The organism is Nonomuraea sp. LP-02 (assembly GCF_036289125.1).
In the GTDB taxonomy this organism is placed as follows: Bacteria; Actinomycetota; Actinomycetes; order Streptosporangiales; family Streptosporangiaceae; genus Nonomuraea; species Nonomuraea bangladeshensis.
In genome coordinates, this window is the sequence record NZ_JAXCLK010000001.1 from 1,442,690 (window position 1) to 1,459,309 (window position 16,620).

General features: G+C 74.2%; 18 protein-coding genes. 9 read left to right on the plus strand and 9 right to left on the minus strand.

What is annotated here, in order from left to right; genetic code table 11:
* Positions 1 to 151: 151 nt before the first annotated feature.
* The 4 genes from SMD20_RS06675 to SMD20_RS06690 all read left to right on the plus strand — a co-directional run bounded on the left by SMD20_RS06675 (position 152) and on the right by SMD20_RS06690 (position 4,937).
* Positions 152 to 1,240, plus strand: coding sequence for a LacI family DNA-binding transcriptional regulator (locus SMD20_RS06675; RefSeq protein ID WP_329576306.1), 1,089 nt, complete (start codon positions 152 to 154; stop codon positions 1,238 to 1,240).
* Between the two features lie 22 nt (positions 1,241 to 1,262).
* On the plus strand, positions 1,263 to 2,255 hold the full coding sequence (locus tag SMD20_RS06680; RefSeq protein WP_442942587.1) for a hydroxyacid dehydrogenase: 993 nt from the start codon (positions 1,263 to 1,265) through the stop codon (positions 2,253 to 2,255).
* On the plus strand, positions 2,255 to 3,907 hold the full coding sequence (locus SMD20_RS06685; RefSeq protein ID WP_329576312.1) for a heparinase II/III domain-containing protein: 1,653 nt from the start codon (positions 2,255 to 2,257) through the stop codon (positions 3,905 to 3,907). Before SMD20_RS06680 ends, SMD20_RS06685 begins: the two co-directional genes overlap by 1 nt.
* Positions 3,908 to 4,031: 124 nt before the next feature.
* Entirely contained in the window at positions 4,032 to 4,937 is a 906-nt protein-coding gene (locus SMD20_RS06690) for an ornithine carbamoyltransferase (RefSeq protein WP_329576315.1), read from the plus strand.
* 2 nt (positions 4,938 to 4,939) lie between these two features.
* Here the strand turns inward: SMD20_RS06690 and SMD20_RS06695 are convergent, their stop codons facing one another.
* Genes SMD20_RS06695 through SMD20_RS06705 form a run of 3 tightly spaced genes read right to left on the minus strand, consistent with a single transcriptional unit; the run spans position 4,940 to position 7,442 of the window.
* Positions 4,940 to 5,581, minus strand: coding sequence for a GvpL/GvpF family gas vesicle protein (locus tag SMD20_RS06695; protein ID WP_329576320.1), 642 nt, complete (start codon positions 5,579 to 5,581; stop codon positions 4,940 to 4,942).
* Between the two features lie 2 nt (positions 5,582 to 5,583).
* Positions 5,584 to 6,885, minus strand: coding sequence for an SRPBCC family protein (locus tag SMD20_RS06700; RefSeq protein ID WP_329576323.1), 1,302 nt, complete (start codon positions 6,883 to 6,885; stop codon positions 5,584 to 5,586).
* Between the two features lie 5 nt (positions 6,886 to 6,890).
* On the minus strand, positions 6,891 to 7,442 hold the full coding sequence (locus tag SMD20_RS06705) for a hypothetical protein (protein ID WP_329576326.1): 552 nt from the start codon (positions 7,440 to 7,442) through the stop codon (positions 6,891 to 6,893).
* A gap of 185 nt (positions 7,443 to 7,627) precedes the next feature.
* On the opposite strand from SMD20_RS06705, the gene SMD20_RS06710 reads away from it, so the two are divergent.
* Positions 7,628 to 8,800: an SRPBCC family protein gene (locus SMD20_RS06710; protein WP_329576329.1), complete on the plus strand. Its 1,173-nt coding sequence runs from the start codon at positions 7,628 to 7,630 to the stop codon at positions 8,798 to 8,800.
* 11 nt (positions 8,801 to 8,811) lie between these two features.
* Here SMD20_RS06710 and SMD20_RS06715 read toward each other — a convergent pair whose 3' ends face one another.
* Positions 8,812 to 9,075, minus strand: a complete 264-nt coding sequence (locus SMD20_RS06715; protein ID WP_329576332.1) for a hypothetical protein — start codon at positions 9,073 to 9,075, stop codon at positions 8,812 to 8,814.
* A gap of 81 nt (positions 9,076 to 9,156) precedes the next feature.
* Here SMD20_RS06715 and SMD20_RS06720 point away from each other — a divergent pair, with 81 nt between their 5' ends.
* Entirely contained in the window at positions 9,157 to 9,732 is a 576-nt protein-coding gene (locus SMD20_RS06720) for a carboxymuconolactone decarboxylase family protein (protein WP_329576335.1), read from the plus strand.
* Positions 9,733 to 9,759: 27 nt separating this feature from the next.
* On the opposite strand, the gene SMD20_RS06725 is transcribed toward SMD20_RS06720, so the two are convergent.
* Entirely contained in the window at positions 9,760 to 10,185 is a 426-nt protein-coding gene (locus SMD20_RS06725; RefSeq protein ID WP_329576338.1) for a MarR family winged helix-turn-helix transcriptional regulator, read from the minus strand.
* A gap of 101 nt (positions 10,186 to 10,286) precedes the next feature.
* Here SMD20_RS06725 and SMD20_RS06730 point away from each other — a divergent pair, with 101 nt between their 5' ends.
* Positions 10,287 to 11,735, plus strand: a complete 1,449-nt coding sequence (locus SMD20_RS06730) for an MFS transporter (RefSeq protein ID WP_329576341.1) — start codon at positions 10,287 to 10,289, stop codon at positions 11,733 to 11,735.
* 9 nt (positions 11,736 to 11,744) lie between these two features.
* Here SMD20_RS06730 and SMD20_RS06735 read toward each other — a convergent pair whose 3' ends face one another.
* On the minus strand, positions 11,745 to 12,494 hold the full coding sequence (locus SMD20_RS06735) for an SDR family NAD(P)-dependent oxidoreductase (RefSeq protein ID WP_329576344.1): 750 nt from the start codon (positions 12,492 to 12,494) through the stop codon (positions 11,745 to 11,747).
* A gap of 85 nt (positions 12,495 to 12,579) precedes the next feature.
* On the opposite strand from SMD20_RS06735, the gene SMD20_RS06740 reads away from it, so the two are divergent.
* Positions 12,580 to 13,140, plus strand: coding sequence for a helix-turn-helix domain-containing protein (locus SMD20_RS06740; protein ID WP_329576350.1), 561 nt, complete (start codon positions 12,580 to 12,582; stop codon positions 13,138 to 13,140).
* 11 nt (positions 13,141 to 13,151) lie between these two features.
* On the opposite strand, the gene SMD20_RS06745 is transcribed toward SMD20_RS06740, so the two are convergent.
* Both SMD20_RS06745 and SMD20_RS06750 read right to left on the minus strand, forming a co-directional pair.
* The gene (locus SMD20_RS06745) at positions 13,152 to 13,355 is read right to left on the minus strand and encodes a hypothetical protein (RefSeq protein ID WP_329576353.1); all 204 of its coding nucleotides are present in this window, start codon (positions 13,353 to 13,355) and stop codon (positions 13,152 to 13,154) included.
* A 60-nt stretch (positions 13,356 to 13,415) separates the two neighbouring features.
* Complete coding sequence (locus SMD20_RS06750) at positions 13,416 to 13,868, minus strand: hypothetical protein (protein ID WP_329576356.1); 453 nt, start codon at positions 13,866 to 13,868, stop codon at positions 13,416 to 13,418.
* A gap of 322 nt (positions 13,869 to 14,190) precedes the next feature.
* On the opposite strand from SMD20_RS06750, the gene SMD20_RS06755 reads away from it, so the two are divergent.
* Positions 14,191 to 15,738 carry an alpha/beta hydrolase gene (locus SMD20_RS06755; protein WP_329576359.1) on the plus strand — a complete coding sequence of 516 codons (1,548 nt, stop codon included), beginning with the start codon at positions 14,191 to 14,193 and terminating at the stop codon, positions 15,736 to 15,738.
* Between the two features lie 18 nt (positions 15,739 to 15,756).
* Here the strand turns inward: SMD20_RS06755 and SMD20_RS06760 are convergent, their stop codons facing one another.
* The gene (locus SMD20_RS06760; protein WP_329576361.1) at positions 15,757 to 16,563 is read right to left on the minus strand and encodes a peptidoglycan recognition protein family protein; all 807 of its coding nucleotides are present in this window, start codon (positions 16,561 to 16,563) and stop codon (positions 15,757 to 15,759) included.
* Positions 16,564 to 16,620: the final 57 nt, after the last annotated feature.

Genomic DNA, 16,620 nt, shown 5'->3' on the forward strand with positions numbered 1-16,620 from the left:
TGAGCCGGACGGTAAACGCGATCGACGCGACGCGTCAACACGCTGTTAACTTTTCGTTACAAACGCGGTGCAGGCGGGGTTGACGGCGGAAAGCGGATCTCTTACCGTCCAGGACAGCGATCAGGTAACCGGTTACCAGCAGGAGGCCCGCATGACCCCGTCCAACCGCGTCACCATCAGGGACGTGGCCAAGCGGGCCGGCGTCTCGGTGGCCACGGTGTCCCGCGTGCTCGGCGGCGAGTACCCCGTGCTCGCCGCCACCCGCAACAAGGTCGTCCGGGCCGTGCGCGAGCTGGACTACGTCCCCAACGCCCACGCCCGCGCCCTGTCCGCGGCCCGCCCCGGGGCCATCGCCATCGTCGTCAACAGCGTCGCCGTCCCCTACTACGCGCTCATCGCCCAGGGCGTCGAGGAACAGGCCGCCCAGGAGGGGCGGCTCTCGCTCATCTGCACCACCGGCGGCGACACCGGCCGCGAGCTGTCCATCGTGCGGCTCCTGCGCGAACAGCGGGCCGAGGCCGTCATCCTCGTCGGCAGCGTGGTCGTCGACGACGAATACCGCGAGCGCATGACCGAGTACGCCCACGCGCTCGCCGCCGCCGGCTCCCGCCTGGTGCTGTGCGGCCGGCCGCCGCTGGGGGAGGGGGTGCCGGCGCTGGTCGTCGGCTTCGACAACACCGGCGGCGCGCACGCCGTCACCGCCCACCTGCTGTCGGCCGGCCACCGCAGGATCCTCTACCTCGGGCTGCGGCCCGGCCACACCACCTCCGACAGCCGCGTGGCCGGCTACCGCGCCGCCCTCGCCGAGCACGGCGTCCCCGCCGACCCCGGCCTGGAGGTGGAGGCCGAGTTCGACCGCGAGGCCGGCTACGCCGCCATGCGCCGCCGCCTCGCCGCCGGCCCGCCGTCCTTCACGGCCGTCTTCGCCGGCAACGACCTGGTGGCCGCCGGCGCCATCCAGGCGCTGCGCGAGCACGGGCTGCGCGTGCCCGAGGACATCTCGATCGTCGGCTACGACGACGTCCCACCGGCGCAGGACCTCGGCCTGACCACGGTGCACCTGCCCCACGACGAGCTCGGGCGCACCGCGGTCCGGCTGGCGCTCGGCCGCCTCACCCCCGGGCCGCCCTCGTCCGGCGCCCCGGACGGCGCCGGGGCCGCGCGCGTCCTCACGCTCGGCACGCACATCGTCGTCCGCGGCTCCGTACGGCGCCTCGGGCCCCCGGTGGCGGCGCGATGACGGCCCGGGCGACGGGCCGATGATGCCGCGTGTGGCGTTCGCCATGCAGCCGCTCCTGCTGCCCGAGCTGTTCCCCCTCGACCTGATGCGCCGGCTCGCGGCGGTGGCCGGGGTCGCCGGCGGCGTGATCGACTCCTTCGACGGCCCGCTCGACGCCGACATCCTCATCACCGGCTGGGGCTGCCCGCGCATCGACGCCGCCGTGCTCGCCGCCGCGCCGCGCCTGCGCGCGGTCGTGCACGCCGCCGGCAGCGTCAAAGGACACCTGACGCCGGCCGTCTTCGAACGCGGCATCGCGGTCTCCTCGGCGGCGGCGGCCAACGCGGTGCCGGTCGCCGACTACACCCTCGCCATGCTCGTCCTGGCCGCCAAGCAGGCGTTCGCGCGGGCGCGGGCGTACGCGACGGCCGGCTGGTCCGGCGACGCCCTGCCCGGCGTGGCCACCCCCGGCGACGGGGGCGGGCTGACCGGGGCGGCCGTCGGCGTCGTCGGCGCCTCCCGGGTGGGCCGGCTGGTCATCGCGCGGCTGCGCGGGCACGGGGCCGAGATCCTGCTCAGCGACCCGTACGTCGGGCCGGACGAGGCCGCCGCGCTCGGCGCCCGGCACGTGCCGCTCGACGAGCTGTGCCGGCAGGCCGAACTGGTCACCGTGCACGCGCCGGAGCTGCCGGAGACCCGCCACCTGCTCGACGGGCGTCGCCTCGCGCTGCTGCGGGACGGCGCGGTCGTGGTCAACACCGCCCGGGGCGCGCTCATCGACACCGCCGCCCTGGTCCGGCACTGCGCGAGCGGGCGCATCGGCGCCGTGCTCGACGTGACCGAGCCCGAGCCGCTGCCCCCGGGGCATCCGCTGCTCGGGCTGCCCAACGTGCTCGTCACCCCGCACATCAGCGGGGCGCGGGGGCGGGAGCTGCGGCGGCTCGGCGAGTTCGCGGTCGCCGAGGTCGAACGCCTCGCCCGCGGCCACCCCCTCCACGGCGCCGTCCACCCGTCCGACCTTCCCCACATCGCCTGATGCCTGCCCCATCCCCCTTGCCTGCCGTGCTGGAGCGGTTCGTGCGGGAGGTCAGGGTGGAGGCGGCGCGGGCGCGGGAGACGGAGGCGCCCGCGCTGACCCCCTCCCTGTGGCGGCGCTTCGCCGAGTCCGGCGACCGGCTCGCGTACGAGGCCGCCTATTTCGAGCGGCGCCGCCGCCTTGCCGCCCTGCTCCTGGCCGCCCATCTGGACGCCCACCTGTACGCCCGCCCCGACCCGGCGCTCGACGACCTCCTCGGGTCCGTCTGCGACGAGCACACCTGGATCCTGCCCGCCCACGCCCCGGACGGCGACGACCCGGCGGACCGGGAGCGGCACGTGGACCTGTTCGCCGCCGAGACCGCCCACACCCTGGCCGAGGCGGTCACCCTCCTGGGAGACCGGATCGCGCCGGCCGTGCGCGCCCGCGTCCGGGACGAGGTGGACCGCCGCGTCCTCGCGCCCGTCCAGGACCGTCGCTGGTGGTGGGAGACGTGCGCGCACAACTGGGCCGCCGTCTGCGCCGGCGCGACCGGGACGGCCGCCCTGGCCCTGGACTCCGACCGGCTGCCCGCCCTGCTGCCGCGCGTCGAGGCGGCCCTGGTGTCGTACCGGTCAGGGGCCGCCCCTGACGGAGCCTGCCTGGAGGGCCCCGACTACTGGGCCTACGGTTTCGGGTACTTCGTCTACTTCGCCGAGGCGCTGCGCGCACGCACCGGCCGCGACCTGCTCGACGACCCCCACGTACGCGCCATGGCCGCCTACCCCGCGGCCATCGACCTCGGCGGCGGCCACCGCCCGGCCTTCGCCGACGCGACCGGACGCGGGACGTACCCGGCAGGGCTGCTCGACCGGCTGGCCGGGCGCCTGGGCGTCCCCGTGCCCGCCCGGCCGGACGAGCCGTCCTTCCACGACGACCCCTGCTACCGCTGGGCGCACCTCAGCCGTACCCTCTGGTGGACCACCGGCGCGGCCCGCCGTCCGCCGGCCCCGCAGGCGTTCCTGCCGCACGCGGGGATCGTCGCCGCCCGCGCGGCGGGGAGCGCGTTCGCCGCCAAAGGCGGCCACAACGACGAGCCGCACAACCACCTCGACCTCGGCCACTTCGTCCTGTACGCGGGCGGCGAGCCGATCCTGGACGACCTCGGCGCGCCCGAGTACACCCGCGACTACTTCGGCCCGCTCCGCTACCGCACCCCGCAGGCCGCCGCGGACTGGCACTCGGTCCCCCTGATCGACGGCGCTGCCCAGCTCCCGGGGCGCGAACGCGCCGCGCGGGTCGTCGCGCACGTCCCCGGCGACCCGCTGCTGCTCGCCCTCGACCTCACCGCCGCGTACGGCACGCCGCGCCTGGCCCGCCTCGTCCGCACCTTCACCTGGCGTCCCGGCCGGCTCGACGTCGCCGACGCCTTCGCCTTCCACGGCGGGGAGTGCCAGGTGGAGGAGGTGTTCGTCTCGCGCCGCCGGCCGGTCGTCGGCCGGGGAACGGTCTCGTGGGGGCCGGTGACGCTCCGCGTGCCCGAACCGTGGCGGGCGTCGCAGGAGGAACAGGAGGTGCGCGGCCACGACGGCCGCCCGGAGACCGTCCACCGGGTCCGCCTGACCGCCTCCATCCCCACCGGTACCTGCGTTTTGGCCTTCCGGCTGCCGTAGGGACAAAAGTCCGTCCATTTGGATTCCTTAGCCTCCGTACTGGTGGGTAGGCCCAGTGGTGTGCTGGGGTGGCGACCCCCATCGCCCGCGTCGCCCGCGTCGCCCGCCGAGAGGAGCGGCCCCTGTGAGGCACCTGCTGCGCATCGCCGACCTGGACCGGCACGAGCTGCGGTTCCTGCTCGACCGTGCCGACCACTTCAAGGCCCGGCCGCTCGCGGCGCCCGGGCTGCTGCGCCGGCGTACCGTGCTGATGTACTGCACGCGGCCGTGCGCCCGGATCCGCGTCCCGATCGAGACCGCCGTCGCCCGCCTGGGAGGGACCCCGCTGCACGCCGGATCCGGCACGCGGGAGCGTGTCCGGGCGGGGCGCCTGGGCGAGCCGTCCCAGGTGATCGGCGCGTACACGGCGCTCGTGGTCCTGCAGATCGGCGACGACGCCGAGGCGGTCAGGTTCGCGCGGGCGGCGCACGTGCCGGTGCTCAACGCGCTGACCGACGACCACCATCCGCTCCAGACGCTCGCCGACCTCATGACGCTCCGCGAGCACCTCGGCGACCTGCGGGGCCGCAAGCTCGCCTGCGTCGGCCCGGCCTCCAACGTCACCCACAGCCTCATCGAGGCCGTCGCCCTGACCGGCCTGACCCTGGCCGTCGCGGCCCCCGAAAGCGCGGGACCGGACCCCGCCGTCCTGGCCAGGGCCGAGGAGGCCGGCGGCGGAAAGGTGATCGTCACCCCCGACCCGTACGAGGCGGTCAAGGAGGCCGACGCCGTCTGCACCGGCGCCTGGCCCGTCTCCACGGCGGCGACGGCGGCGCTCACCCCCTACCGGGTCACCCCCGACCTGCTCTCCGCGGCCGGGCCCGACCCGATCTTCCTGCACCATCTGCCGCTCCGCCGCGGGGCCGAGGTCGAGGCCGCCGTCGTCGACGGGCCCGCCTCGCGGGTGCTCGCGCAGGCGGGCAACCTGCTGCCCGCCGCGCAGGCCGTCATGGAGGCGCTGCTCACCAACCGCCTGGCCGCCTCCCGCTGACCTCAGCCGGACGGCGTGAAGTCGTACGGGGCCAGCGGGCCGAACAGGCGCAGCTCGACCCGGCCCGCCCAGCCCTCGGCCAGGCTGTCCAGAGCGCGCTCCAGCTCGCCGGCCCGGCCGGTCTCGGCGAGGACCGCCAGCCGGGCCGTGTCCCGCCTGCCGGTCGGCCGGCCCGGCGACAGGCGCACCGAGACCGGGGCGAGCGCCTCGACCAGGGCGCGCACGTCGGGCTCTCGCGGCCGTTCCTGCGCGGGGTAGCGCAGCTCGACGAGGTACTCGGCCCGCCCCTCCAGCTCCCGGAGCGCGTGGGCGAACTCGTCGTGACGCGGCTTCAGCAGGCCGTCCAAGATCGCCGCCCGGTCCGGGACGACCGTCCCGCAGGGGAGCGGCAGCACCGGGACCTCGGCGGCGGTGGCGTCCAGCAGGTCCTCGTGCACGGCCCTGTCGGTGGGCCGGGGTGTCGTCTGGTCCGTCTCGCTCACGAGGGCGGCGATCTCGCGGTGGCGGATCACCCGCATGGTGCCGGGGACGCCGACGCCCTGCGCGTGCCCGTCCACCTCGACGTCGGCGGGGATGATGCCGTACACGTACAGGGCGGGCGCCCGAAGGCGCGCGCCCTGGCTCTGCTCACCCGGAACCGCCATGGTCAGGACCTGCGGCGGATCGGGCGCATCGACTCTCGGGGATTGCCCGCCCGGCGCGGCTCCGCCCGCACCCCGCGCTTCTCCTCAGCAGCCGGCTCCTCCTCCTCGGGCTCCTCTTCCTCTTCGGGCTCCTCCTCTTCCTCGGCCTCTTCGTAGTCCTCCGGCTCCTCAGGCTCCTCCTCCGAAGGCTCTCCCTCCTCGGGCTCCTCTTCCTCCTCGGGCTCCTCCTCTTCCGGCCCCTCTTCCTCGGGCTCTTCCTCCTCTTCGGGCTCCTCCTCTGCGCCTTCCTCCTCTGCGCCTTCCTCCTCGGGGCCTTCTTCCTCGGGGCCTTCCTCCTCTTCGGGGGCGCCTTCCTCTTCCTCCGCCGGGGTCACCTCGCCGTCGTGGATCTTGCCCCGCCAGCCGTCCTCGGCGATCTCCTCGGGATGCAGCATCACGTGGGACATGACGTGCCGGGCGAAGTGCTTCAGCTCCAGCCGCACCCGCCGTCCCTGGGCTCGCCACAGGTTGCCGGTGTGCTCGAACAGCCCCTTCGGGTAGTACTCCAGGATCACCACGACGCGGGTCAGGTCGGGCGTGAGCTCGTGGAAGGTGACCGAGCCGTCCACGTACCCCTTGTCGCCCTCCGACCGCCAGATGATCCGCTCGTCCGGCGCCTGCTCCAGGATCTTGGCCCGCCAGGCGCGGTGCGACCAGAAGATCTGCGCCTTCCAGTTCAGCCTCTCATCGGACTGCTGGTCGATGTTCTCGACCTTCTTCATGAACGTCGGGAAGTCCCGGAACTGCGTCCACTGGTTGTAGACCACCCGGCGTGGCGCTCCGATGTCGATCGCCTCGACGATGTTGGTGACCTTGAGCGACTTGCCGCCCGAGCCTTTGCCGCCCTTGAAGATCTTGCCGATCTTGCCGAACACGCCCTTGATGGCGCCCTTCGCCGCTCCGGCCAGCGTCGAGCCGCCGATCGAGCCGCCCCCCGACCCGCCGAGCAACTGCTTGGCGCCGCTGAGCAGCCCGCCTCCCGAGCCGCCCTCCGAGCCGCCCTCCGAGCCGCCTCCAGAGTCACCGCCCGAGCCGCCGCGCGAGCCGCCCGGCGTGAAGTCGTTCAGCCGCCCGTGCACGCCCTCGACCTTGCCGATCACCGACGACAGCGCCCGCTCGGCCGCGACCACCCCCAGCCGCTTCAGGGCGGAGCTGAGCTCTCCCGTCGGCAGCTTCGAGGCCGCCTTGCCGACCACCGGGGTCTTGCCCACGGTCTCCTTGCCCTTGCCGACGACCTTTTCCGCCGCCCTCAGCGCTTCGGTCATCGCGCTCACTCCCTCGTCTTGTCCCGATCGGAGGACCGTCGGCGGGCCACGCCCGACGCGGCCGCTCTGACCCGATCGGCGGCCCTGGGCACGTGCGGCTTCGGCACGCGCGGCTTCGGGAGGCGGGACTTCGCGCTGCGGGGCTCCTCCTCCTCTTCCTCCTCACCGCCGCCGCCCTCCTGGTCGGCGCTCTCCTCGGCGCCTTCGCCGGCGCCCTCTTCGGCGCCCTTTTCAGCGCCCTTCTCGGTGCCTTCTTCAGCGCCCTCTTCGCCGCCCTTTTCTGCCTGCCCGGCCTGCTCCAGCCGGTCGGCCAGGGCCTCTATCTGCCGGACCGCGGCCGTCATGGCGGCGGACTTGGTCAGATCCAGCAGTTCTCCGCGCAGCCGTCCGGTCAGCTCGCCCAGTTCCGGTGAGGCGCTCAGCAGGTCGCCTCCGTTCCGTTTGAGCCGGCGGAAGAGCACCGTCGCCGCCATGGCCGTGGCCATGCGCAGCTTGTGCCGCCTGCCGAGGTAGTAGCCGGCGACGAGGGCCAGCGCAACTTTGCCGGTTTCGTTCATGGCCCGCTCCTTTGCGCGTACGCGCCCGGTCGGAATCCGTCCCTCCATGCCCGGACCCTCCCTCGAAAAACGACATATGCCGACAAAAGGGACACTTTTTGGGCCGGTGCGATGAACCGCGATGACGCATGACAGGGGCCGGGGGCGGGTAGCCGCTGGTCGAGGGGCGGATGAGGGGGGACATCATGCGCGTGAGCACGGACGACAGAGCCGCCGGAGGGCGGCGCGGGCCGGGGAGGGCCTTCACGGCGGGGGCAGGGTTCTGTGCCGGGGCCGCGGTGGCGTACTTCTGCGACCCGGTACGGGGACGCAGCCGCCGGGCCATCGGGCGGGACAAGGCCGCCCACGCCACACACAAGCTGCGCGACGGCCTCGGCGTCCTGAGCCGCGACCTGGCCAACCGCAGCCGGGGGCTGGCCGCGGCGGTCCGCTACCGCTGCAGGAGCCAGTCCGTCGACGACCGGGTGCTGTACGAGCGCGTACGCGCCGAGCTGGGCCGCCACGTCAGCCACGCGCACGCCGTCGAGGTCCGCGTGGACGAGGGGATCGTCACGCTCGCCGGCGACGTGCTGGCGGCGGAGGACGAACGGACCCGCCGGGCGATTCGCCGCGTTCCGGGCGTGAAGGGGGTCGAGGCCGTCTGGACCGCCCACCGCGAGGCCGGAGGGACGTCCCGGCTGCACGGCGGCAGGCTCCGGCGGCCGGTTCCCGAACTGCTGCAGGTCCAGTGGTCGCCGAGCGTCCGCTTCCTGGCGGGCGCCGCCGCGGTCGTCCTCTGGACCCTGCGGCTACCGGGCCCGTTCTCGACGGCGGCGCGCGGCGTGGCCGTGGTGCTCGCCGTGCGCGCCGCGACGAACCTGCCGCTGCGCCGCCTGACCGGGATCAACGCCGGGCGCCGCGGGATCGACGTCACCGCCGCCGTCACCGTGAACGCGCCCCCGGACGCCGTCTGGGGCCTGATCAGCGACTACTCGGCGTTCCCGAAGTTCATGCCGCACGTGTACGAGGTACGCCTGTCCGCCGACGGCCGCACCTCCCACTGGCTGGTCAGCGGCCCGGGCGGCACACCCGTACGGTTCGACGCGAGCGAGACCCGCCGCGTGGAGGGCCGCGAACTCGCCTGGAAGTCGGCCGAGGGCGAGCTCATCGCCCACGCGGGCACGTTGCGGCTGGCCCCGGTGCCGGGCGGCCGGACGCAGGTGCAGGTGCGGCTCTCGTACAACCCGGTGGCGGGGGCGGCGGGCCACATCGTGGCCCGGCTGCTGGGCACGGACCCCGAACGCCGGCTGCGCCAGAGCCTGGCGATGCTCAAGACGCACGCCGAGCACGCCGCACTCCCGGCCGTCGCCCACGCGTGACCGCCGGCCTCCTACCGCGAGGGCGAGGGCGAGGGCGAGGCGGTCGCCGTGGGGGACGTGGAAGCCGTCGGCGAGACGGACACGGCCGGGGCGGCCGTCTCCGGCGGCTTGCCGAGCGAGGTGACCACCAGCACCCCCGTGGCGACCGCCACCACCGCCACCAGCGTGACGGCGACCAGCACGAACCTGCGCCTCGCCCGCTTGTGCCTGACCTGCCGCGCAGCCTCCTCGCGCCGCAGCTCGGCACGCCTGCGCTTGACCTTTCTCTGTGACATGAACGCTCCCGAGAGTTCCTCGGGCGTCACGATAGGAGGCACGCTGTAATGCGCACCTAAACGGACGGACGGAGGCCGTAAGTGGAGCGGAGCGACCCCGGGCGACGCCTGGCCGGACTGCGCCCGGACGAGCTGGACGAGGAGCAGCGGCAGGTCTACCAGGCCATCGCCGGCGGCCCCCGGTCGCGGGGCCCGCAGCTGTTCGCGCTGGCCGACGAGGAGGGACGGCTGCGCGGCCCGTTCAACGCGATGCTGCTCAGTCCGCCGGTCGGCGGCGCGCTGCAGGCGGTGGGGGCCGCGGTGCGCTACGGCTCGGTGCTGCCCGCCCGCGCACGGGAGCTGGCGATCCTGGCCGTGGCGGCGTCCTGGGACAGCGCGTTCGAGCGCGAGGCGCACGAGGCGGTCGGCCGCGCGTGCGGCCTCACCGAGGACGAGCTGGCGACGCTGCGCGAGGGCGGCCTGCCCGAGCCGGACGACCCCGCCGAGCGCGCCGCGCTGCGGGCCGTCGCGGCGCTCACGGCGCGTGGCCGGCTGGACGACGAGGAGTACGCGGGGGCGGTGGCGGCGCTGGGGGAGCGCGGCCTGTTCGAGCTGATCACGCTGGTCGGCTACTACGGCACGCTCGCCCTGCACCTGCGGGTCTTCGCCGGCGAATGACCTCCCGGCGTCATCGAGCGGACGTTCTCAGCGCTCCATGCTGGCGTTGAAGTGCGCGAGCCCGCCGGCGAAGGACTCCAGCTCCTCCGCCGTCCAGTTCTCCAGCACCTTGGCCAGCCCGCGCAGCCGGCCCTCCCGCTCGGCCCGCGCCCGCCGCAGCCCCTCCTCGGTGACGCGGAGCTTGCGCGCCATGCCGCCCTCCGGGTCGGGGATGCGCTCGGCCAGCCCGGCCCGGAGCAGCACGGCGGTCTGCCGGTTCACGGTGGAGGTGTCGAGCCCGAACGCCCGCGCGAGCTGCCCGATCGACAGCGGCCCCTCGGCCTCCAACCGGCTCAGCAGGATGTAGCTGCTGCGTTCCAGCGGCCGCTCGTCGGGCCGGCCGGCCGCCACCAGCTCCTTGTAACGGCCGATCAGCATGAGCTCCCGCTCGATGTCGGCGATCTCCCTGCGCACCTTGCCTCCCGTCGCAGGAGTCAAGAATATCCGCTGAGTGGGCATATGTATGATGCACACCATTTGCGCCTGGCGGCAGGCCGACATCGGGGGAGCGACGCATGGACGAACCGGGCACAGTGCCGCGCAGCGGGCTGATCGTCGGAGTGCTGGCGGCGGCGGGCATCACGGTCTCGCTGATGCAGACCCTCATCGTCCCCCTCATCGCCACCCTCCCGGCCCTCCTGCACACCACCACCGCGAACGCCTTCTGGGCCATCACCGCCACGCTGCTCGCCGGCGCGGTCGCCATGCCCGTCTCCGGCCGCCTCGGCGACCTCTACGGCAAACGCCGCGTCATGGTCGCCAGCGCCCTCCTGCTGTCCGCCGGCTCGTTCGTGTGCGCGCCCGCCGAGACGCTGGTCCCCATGGTCGCCGGCCGCGCCCTCCAGGGCCTCGGCATGGGCGTGATCCCGCTCGGCATCGCCATCATGCGCGACGTGCTCCCGCCGCAGCGGCTCGGCTCGGCCATCGGGCTCATGAGCTCCTCGCTCGGCGTCGGCGGCGCGCTCGGCCTGCCCGCCGCCGCGCTCGTCGCCCAGTACGTGAGCTGGCACGCGCTGTTCTGGGCGGCGGCCGGGCTCGGGCTGCTGATGAGCGTGCTGATCCTGGTGATCGTCCCCGAGTCGCCGGTCAGGTCGCCCGGCCGCCTGGACGTGGTCGGCGCGATCGGCCTGTCGGCCGGCCTGGTGCTGTTCCTGCTGCCCGTCTCCAAGGGCAGCGAGTGGGGCTGGACCAGCGGGATCACGCTCGGCATGTTCGGGGCCTCGGCGCTCGTCCTGCTGCTGTGGGGCTGGTGGGAGCTGCGCGTGCCCGCGCCGCTGATCGACCTGCGCACCTCCGCCCGCCGCCAGGTGCTGATGACGAACCTGGCCTCCATCGTGATCGGCTTCGCGATGTACGCGATGTCGCTCATCACCCCGCAGCTCCTCCAGCTCCCCGCCGCCACCGGCTACGGCCTGGGCCGCTCGATGGTCGAGGCCGGTCTGTGGATGGCGCCCGGCGGGCTGGTCATGATGGCGATCTCGCCCGTGGCGGCCCGCCTGTCGGCGGCGCGCGGGCCGAAGACGTCCCTGCTGCTCGGCGCGCTCGTCATCGCCGCCGGCTACCTGCTGGCCCTCGTCCTCATGAGGCACGCCTGGGGCATCCTGATCTTCTCGGCCGTGGTGGCCGCCGGGATCGGCTTCGCGTACGCGGCCATGCCGTCGATCATCATGGCGGCGGTCCCGCGTACCGAGACGGCCGCCGCCAACGGCCTCAACAGCCTCATGCGCTCGATCGGCACCTCGTCGGCCAGCGCCGTGCTCGGCGCGGTGCTGGCCAACATGACGATCCAGCTCGGTCCTGCGACGCTGCCGTCCGAGGCGGGCTTCCGTACCGGGTTCGTCATCGGGGCGGGCGTGGCGGTGCTGGCGGCGCTCATCGTCACCGCCATCCCCGGCCGCCGCGCCGCCGCCCGCCACCTCGCCGGCGCCCCGGCCGGGCTGGACGAGGAGCTGCCCGCCCGCTGAGCGCCCCTCCTATCCGGCGGACCAGCCGCCGTCCACGGGGACGATCGCGCCGTTGACGAACGAGGCGGCGTCCGAGGCCAGGTAGAGCGCCGCGTCGGCCATCTGCTCCGGCTGCGCCATGAGCTCGCCCAGGGCCAGCACCGGCGACAGGCGGGCGGCGCCGGCCGGGTCGAAGGTGGCGCCGTCGGCGATGTTGGTCGCGGTGGGGCCGGGCAGGATGGCGTTGCAGCGGATGCCGTCCTTGGCGTACGCCCAGGCGACGCTCCTGGTCAGGCCGATGACCCCGTGCTTGGAGGCGGTGTAGGCGGCTCCGGCCGCGCCGCCGCGGATGCCCGCCTCGGAGGCGGTGTTGACGATCGCGCCCCGGCCCTGGCGCAGCAGGTGCGGCAGCACCGCGTGGGTGACCAGGAACGCGCCGGTCAGGTTGACGCGGATCACCCGGTCCCACACCTCGGGGGCGATCTCGGCGGGCAGCGCCATGGTGTCCAGGATGCCGGCGTTGTTGCAGAGCACGTCGATCCGCCCGTACGCGCTGATCGCCGCCTCCGTCAGCGCCGCGACCGACGCCTGGTCGCCGACGTCGGCGGTGACGGCGAGCGCGGCCTCGCCGACGATGGCGGCCGTCTCCTCGGCCCGCGCCCGGTCCACGTCGGCGGCCACCACCCGGGCGCCGGCCTTGGCGAAGGCCACCGCCATGGCCCGGCCGATCCCCGAGCCCGCTCCCGTGACGAGGGCGACACGGTCGTCGAATGCGTTCATGAGCAAGTCCTTCCGCTCGGGCGGCGGGCCTTCCTGGGGGTGCTCGCCAACCGGACATCTCTGTCCGGTTGTTACGATAGCCTTCATGCCGGGGCCGCGTCGACCGAACAGAGGACCCAGCGCCGCCGCCGAGAACCGCGCCGCGCTGATCACCGCCGCGCGCCAGGTCTTCGCCACCGAGGGCTACGGAGCGCCGCTCAGCTCCGTCGCCCGCGCCGCCGGCGTCGGCCAGGGCAGCCTCTACCGGCACTTCCCCGACCGCGTCGCGCTGGCCATGGCCGTGTTCGAGGAGCAGGTCGCCGCCCTGGAGGCGCTCGCCGCCGAGCCGGGCCGCACCATCGACGACCTGCTCGCGGTGATGACCGAGAACGCCGTCGCCTCGACCGCGTTCATCGAGCTCGTCTCACGGGCCTCCACCGAGCCCGACCCGCGCATCCTCGGCCTGCGCGAGCGCGTGGTCGGCCTGCTCCAGGGCGTCCTCGACGACCCACGGAGGGCCCCGCGCATCCGCCCCGGCGTCTCGGCCGACGACCTCGTGCTGATCTTCGGCATGATCGCCGGCGCCCTCGCCCACATCCCCGCCCGCGAGCGCCGCGCCACCGTCCGCCGCGCCTGGTCCCTGCTCCGCGAGGGCGTGGAGCTCTGACGGCCCGCCGGTCACCCTTCAGCCGACAGCCCGGCCTTCTTCCTGCCGTACCGTAGGGCGATCAACCAAGACTGGAGCGCGAACAGCGCCAACGCCACGAGCCCCGCCACGGCCGACATCTCCTCCTCGGAGAGCCCACCCGCGCATTCCGTGATGTTGCCACCCTCGTACGGGAAGGCACAGCTCGATTGCAGGATCACGGCGGCGACGATCATGGCAAGACCGCAACGGCAGAAGGCCGAATCGGCGTGGCCTTCTGCCGTTGTGCGGGAGCGTCAGTTGTAGGGGTTGTCGTAGGTGAAGCCGCTGCGGTGTTCCTTGTAGACGTTGTTCGGGAAGCTGGACCCGATCAGCTCGAAGCGCACGTTCTGGACGACGGCCCCGTAGTCGACCTCGCCCGAGTGCGGGGAGGCGAAGCCGGAGTAGAAGCACCAGGGGACGGTCGTGGAGGGGTTCCAGAAGAGGGTGTTGTAGACGACGCCGTTGACGTAGATCCTGACGTACGGCGCCTGGAAGCTCGAACGGCGGCACAGCACCAGCGAGTAGGTGAACCGCGTGTTCCCGTCGTCGAAGGCGACCGTGCCCTCGACGCGGGCGAGCTGGGTGCCGTCGCTCGCGTTCACCTGCAGGATGATCGGGCTCGGGGGTCCGTACGCGGCCTGTGCCGGGCTGAGCGGCAGCAGTGCGACGGCGATGGCGGCGAGCAACAGCGCGATGCGGCTTCGCATGCACGTCCTCCTGATGGGGGAGTAGGGCGGGTCCACTCGCGGCGAGATTATTGTCGGACGTGCAAGGGGTCCGGTGCCTCCGTCATCCGGCCGGGCGCGAACCACGCCGCCGGCACACCCCTTTTCGCGGGTCACGCCGCCCACCAGCCCGGCGACCGGAGCAGGTCCGGCAGGGGCCGATGAAAGTTTCATCCGGCCCGGGGCAGGACGTCGATGACGTGGTCGTGGCCGCGCCAAGGCGCGGGAAACCACCGTACGCCGGGGCGGGCGGGCAGCCAGGATGTCGTCGCGCGGCGACCGGCCGCCTGCCCGAGGAGCGTGCATGAGGAGATTCGCGGTCATGGCCGCCCTGCTGCCCCTGGTGACCACCACCGTGGCCCCCACCGTGGCCGTCCCGCCCGCCGTCCCGGCCGGGCAGGAGCTCACGTGGAAGCGGTGCCCGGCCCAGGGGAACGGCGACCGGCCCGAGCCGCTGCCCGACGGCACCGCCTGGGAGTGCGCGACGCTGAAGGTGCCGCTGGACCACGCCCGTCCGGGCGGTCCCCGGCTACCGCTGGCGCTCGTCCGCGCCAAGGCCGGGCCGGGCGCGGGCGAGCGGCGGCTCGGCTCGCTCGTCTTCAACTTCGGCGGCCCCGGCGAGTCCGGCGTGGCCACGCTGCCGCAGAAGGCCAAGGACGACTACCTGAAGCTGCACCGGCGTTACGACCTGGTGAGCTTCGACCCGCGCGGCGTGGGCCGCAGCGACGGGGTGCGCTGTCTGGACAGGCGGGCGTTCGACGCCTGGCGCGACCTGGACGGCACCCCCGACGTCCCGGCCGAGGAGCGCGCCCTGACCGGCGGCTTCCGCGCGTTCACCGCCGCCTGCGCCCGCCGCGCCCGCGCCGTGCTGCCGTACGTCGGCACCGAGAACGCCGCCCGCGACCTCGACCTCCTGCGGCAGGCGCTCGGCGAGGAGCGGCTGCACTACTTCGGCATCTCGTACGGCACCAAGCTCGGCGGCGTCTACGCCCACCTGTTCCCGCGCCGGGTGGGCCGGATGGTGCTGGACGGCGCCGTGAACCCCACCGAGAACGCCGAGCAGATCGCCCTGCACCAGGCGAAGGGGTTCCAGCGGGCACTGGGCAACTTCCTGCGCGACTGCGCCGGGCGGCGCGACTGCCCGGTCCCCGACGGGCGAACCGCCAGGCGGAAGGGCGGAGAGCAGGACAACCGGCGGGGCGAGCGGCGGGTCGCGAGGCTGCTCGCCCGCCTCGACACCCGCCCGCTGCCCACCACCGGCGGGCGCCCGCTCACCCAGACCCAGGCCCTGTACGGCATCGCCGCCGCGCTCTACTCTCGCGAGTTGTGGCCGTACCTGCGGCTCGCGCTGCGCTCGGCGATCGAGGACGGCAAGGGTGACCTGCTGATGTACTTCGCCGACGCCCTCCACGGCCGTGGCGACGACGGCCGCTACACGACCCTGCAGTCCGCCAACGCCGCCGTCAACTGCGCCGACTCCAGCGACCGCTACACCGCCGCGCACGTCCGCTCCCGGCTGCCGGAGTTCCGCGCCGCCTCGCCGGTCTTCGGCGAGCTGCTGGCCTGGTCGCTGCTGCAGTGCACGGGCTGGCCGGTGGCCGGCGCGGCGCCCGCGACCGACGTGCGCGCCACCGGCGCGCCGCCCATCCTCGTGGTCGGCACCACCGGCGACCCGGCGACGCCGTACGAGGGCGCGGCCACGATGGCCGAACGGCTGGGCGTCGGCGTGGAGCTCATCCACCGGGGCGAGGGCCACGGCGCGTACGGCTCGGGCAGCGCCTGCGTGGACGACACCGTGAACCGTTTCCTCCTGGACGGCACGGTCCCGGCGAACCGCACCACCTGCTCATGACCGGGTCGCGGCCGGGGGTCAGACCCGCAGCAGCGGCGGCCAGGTCTCCGGGCCGACGACGCCGTCCGCGCTGAGCCCCCGCGCCTGCTGGAACGCGCTCACCAGCGCCATGAGGCCGTCGTCGGCGACCGTGGACTCCAGCCAGGCGCGCAACCCGCCGGGGAGGTCGGCGTACACGGCCGGGGGCACGTGCCCGCGGGCGAACAGGCAGCCGCGCACGGTCTTGACGTCGTAGTTGTCGTCGCCGAGCCTGATCACCGGCAGGTTCCTCACGAGTTCCTCCGTCCAGAAGGCGTCGGGGCCGGCCTTGATGATGGCGGCCACCGACGCCCGGAAGTCGTTCATGTCGATGGAGTGGGGGTCGGGCTTGGCGGTGTTGACCTCGCGGTGCGCCTTGACCCGCGAGGCCGGCAGCTTGAACGCGCGGCACAGCTCCGCGCACAGCCGGACGTAGGACTCCCGCTGCGCGGCCGGCCAGGGCTGGGTCCCGTTGTTCTCGGCCTCGATGCCGAGCGAGCTGGAGTTGTCGTGCCAGGGCGAGGTCGAGGGGGCGTTGTGCCAGCACCGCCCGGCGGCGATCACGTAGATGCGGCCGGAACGGCCGAGCCCGAAGTGCGACAGCGGGCCGCCGAGGCCGGGCCGCCCGTCGCGCACCACGGCCAGCGACGGGTAGTCGCCGCCGCCGGCCGGGCCGGCCGTGTGGTGGCAGACGACGCCCTGCACCTCCGGCTGCGGCCCGTGGCCCCGGGTCCGCCACCCGGCCACCTCGGTGACCGGGCTGCCGGTGCGGCGGGCGACGTCGGCGAGCTGGGTCAGGAACGGCATCAAGGACTCCCATCACTGTCGTGCGTCCTGCGCGGTTCCCTAGAATGCCCGACAAAA

What these genes read in the sequence shown, in the direction of transcription:
- SMD20_RS06735 (WP_329576344.1), bottom strand. Translation starts at nt 12,494, where the DNA reads ATGAACGCATTCGACGACCGTGTCGCCCTCGTCACGGGAGCGGGCTCG.
- SMD20_RS06695 (WP_329576320.1), bottom strand. Translation starts at nt 5,581, where the DNA reads ATGGCGGTTCCGGGTGAGCAGAGCCAGGGCGCGCGCCTTCGGGCGCCC.
- SMD20_RS06750 (WP_329576356.1), bottom strand. Translation starts at nt 13,868, where the DNA reads ATGCGAAGCCGCATCGCGCTGTTGCTCGCCGCCATCGCCGTCGCACTG.
- SMD20_RS06685 (WP_329576312.1), top strand. Translation starts at nt 2,255, where the DNA reads ATGCCTGCCCCATCCCCCTTGCCTGCCGTGCTGGAGCGGTTCGTGCGG.
- SMD20_RS06740 (WP_329576350.1), top strand. Translation starts at nt 12,580, where the DNA reads ATGCCGGGGCCGCGTCGACCGAACAGAGGACCCAGCGCCGCCGCCGAG.
- SMD20_RS06730 (WP_329576341.1), top strand. Translation starts at nt 10,287, where the DNA reads ATGGACGAACCGGGCACAGTGCCGCGCAGCGGGCTGATCGTCGGAGTG.
- SMD20_RS06700 (WP_329576323.1), bottom strand. Translation starts at nt 6,885, where the DNA reads ATGACCGAAGCGCTGAGGGCGGCGGAAAAGGTCGTCGGCAAGGGCAAG.
- SMD20_RS06755 (WP_329576359.1), top strand. Translation starts at nt 14,191, where the DNA reads ATGAGGAGATTCGCGGTCATGGCCGCCCTGCTGCCCCTGGTGACCACC.
- SMD20_RS06675 (WP_329576306.1), top strand. Translation starts at nt 152, where the DNA reads ATGACCCCGTCCAACCGCGTCACCATCAGGGACGTGGCCAAGCGGGCC.
- SMD20_RS06710 (WP_329576329.1), top strand. Translation starts at nt 7,628, where the DNA reads ATGCGCGTGAGCACGGACGACAGAGCCGCCGGAGGGCGGCGCGGGCCG.
- SMD20_RS06715 (WP_329576332.1), bottom strand. Translation starts at nt 9,075, where the DNA reads ATGTCACAGAGAAAGGTCAAGCGCAGGCGTGCCGAGCTGCGGCGCGAG.
- SMD20_RS06760 (WP_329576361.1), bottom strand. Translation starts at nt 16,563, where the DNA reads ATGCCGTTCCTGACCCAGCTCGCCGACGTCGCCCGCCGCACCGGCAGC.
- SMD20_RS06680 (WP_442942587.1), top strand. Translation starts at nt 1,263, where the DNA reads ATGCCGCGTGTGGCGTTCGCCATGCAGCCGCTCCTGCTGCCCGAGCTG.
- SMD20_RS06745 (WP_329576353.1), bottom strand. Translation starts at nt 13,355, where the DNA reads ATGATCGTCGCCGCCGTGATCCTGCAATCGAGCTGTGCCTTCCCGTAC.
- SMD20_RS06705 (WP_329576326.1), bottom strand. Translation starts at nt 7,442, where the DNA reads ATGAACGAAACCGGCAAAGTTGCGCTGGCCCTCGTCGCCGGCTACTAC.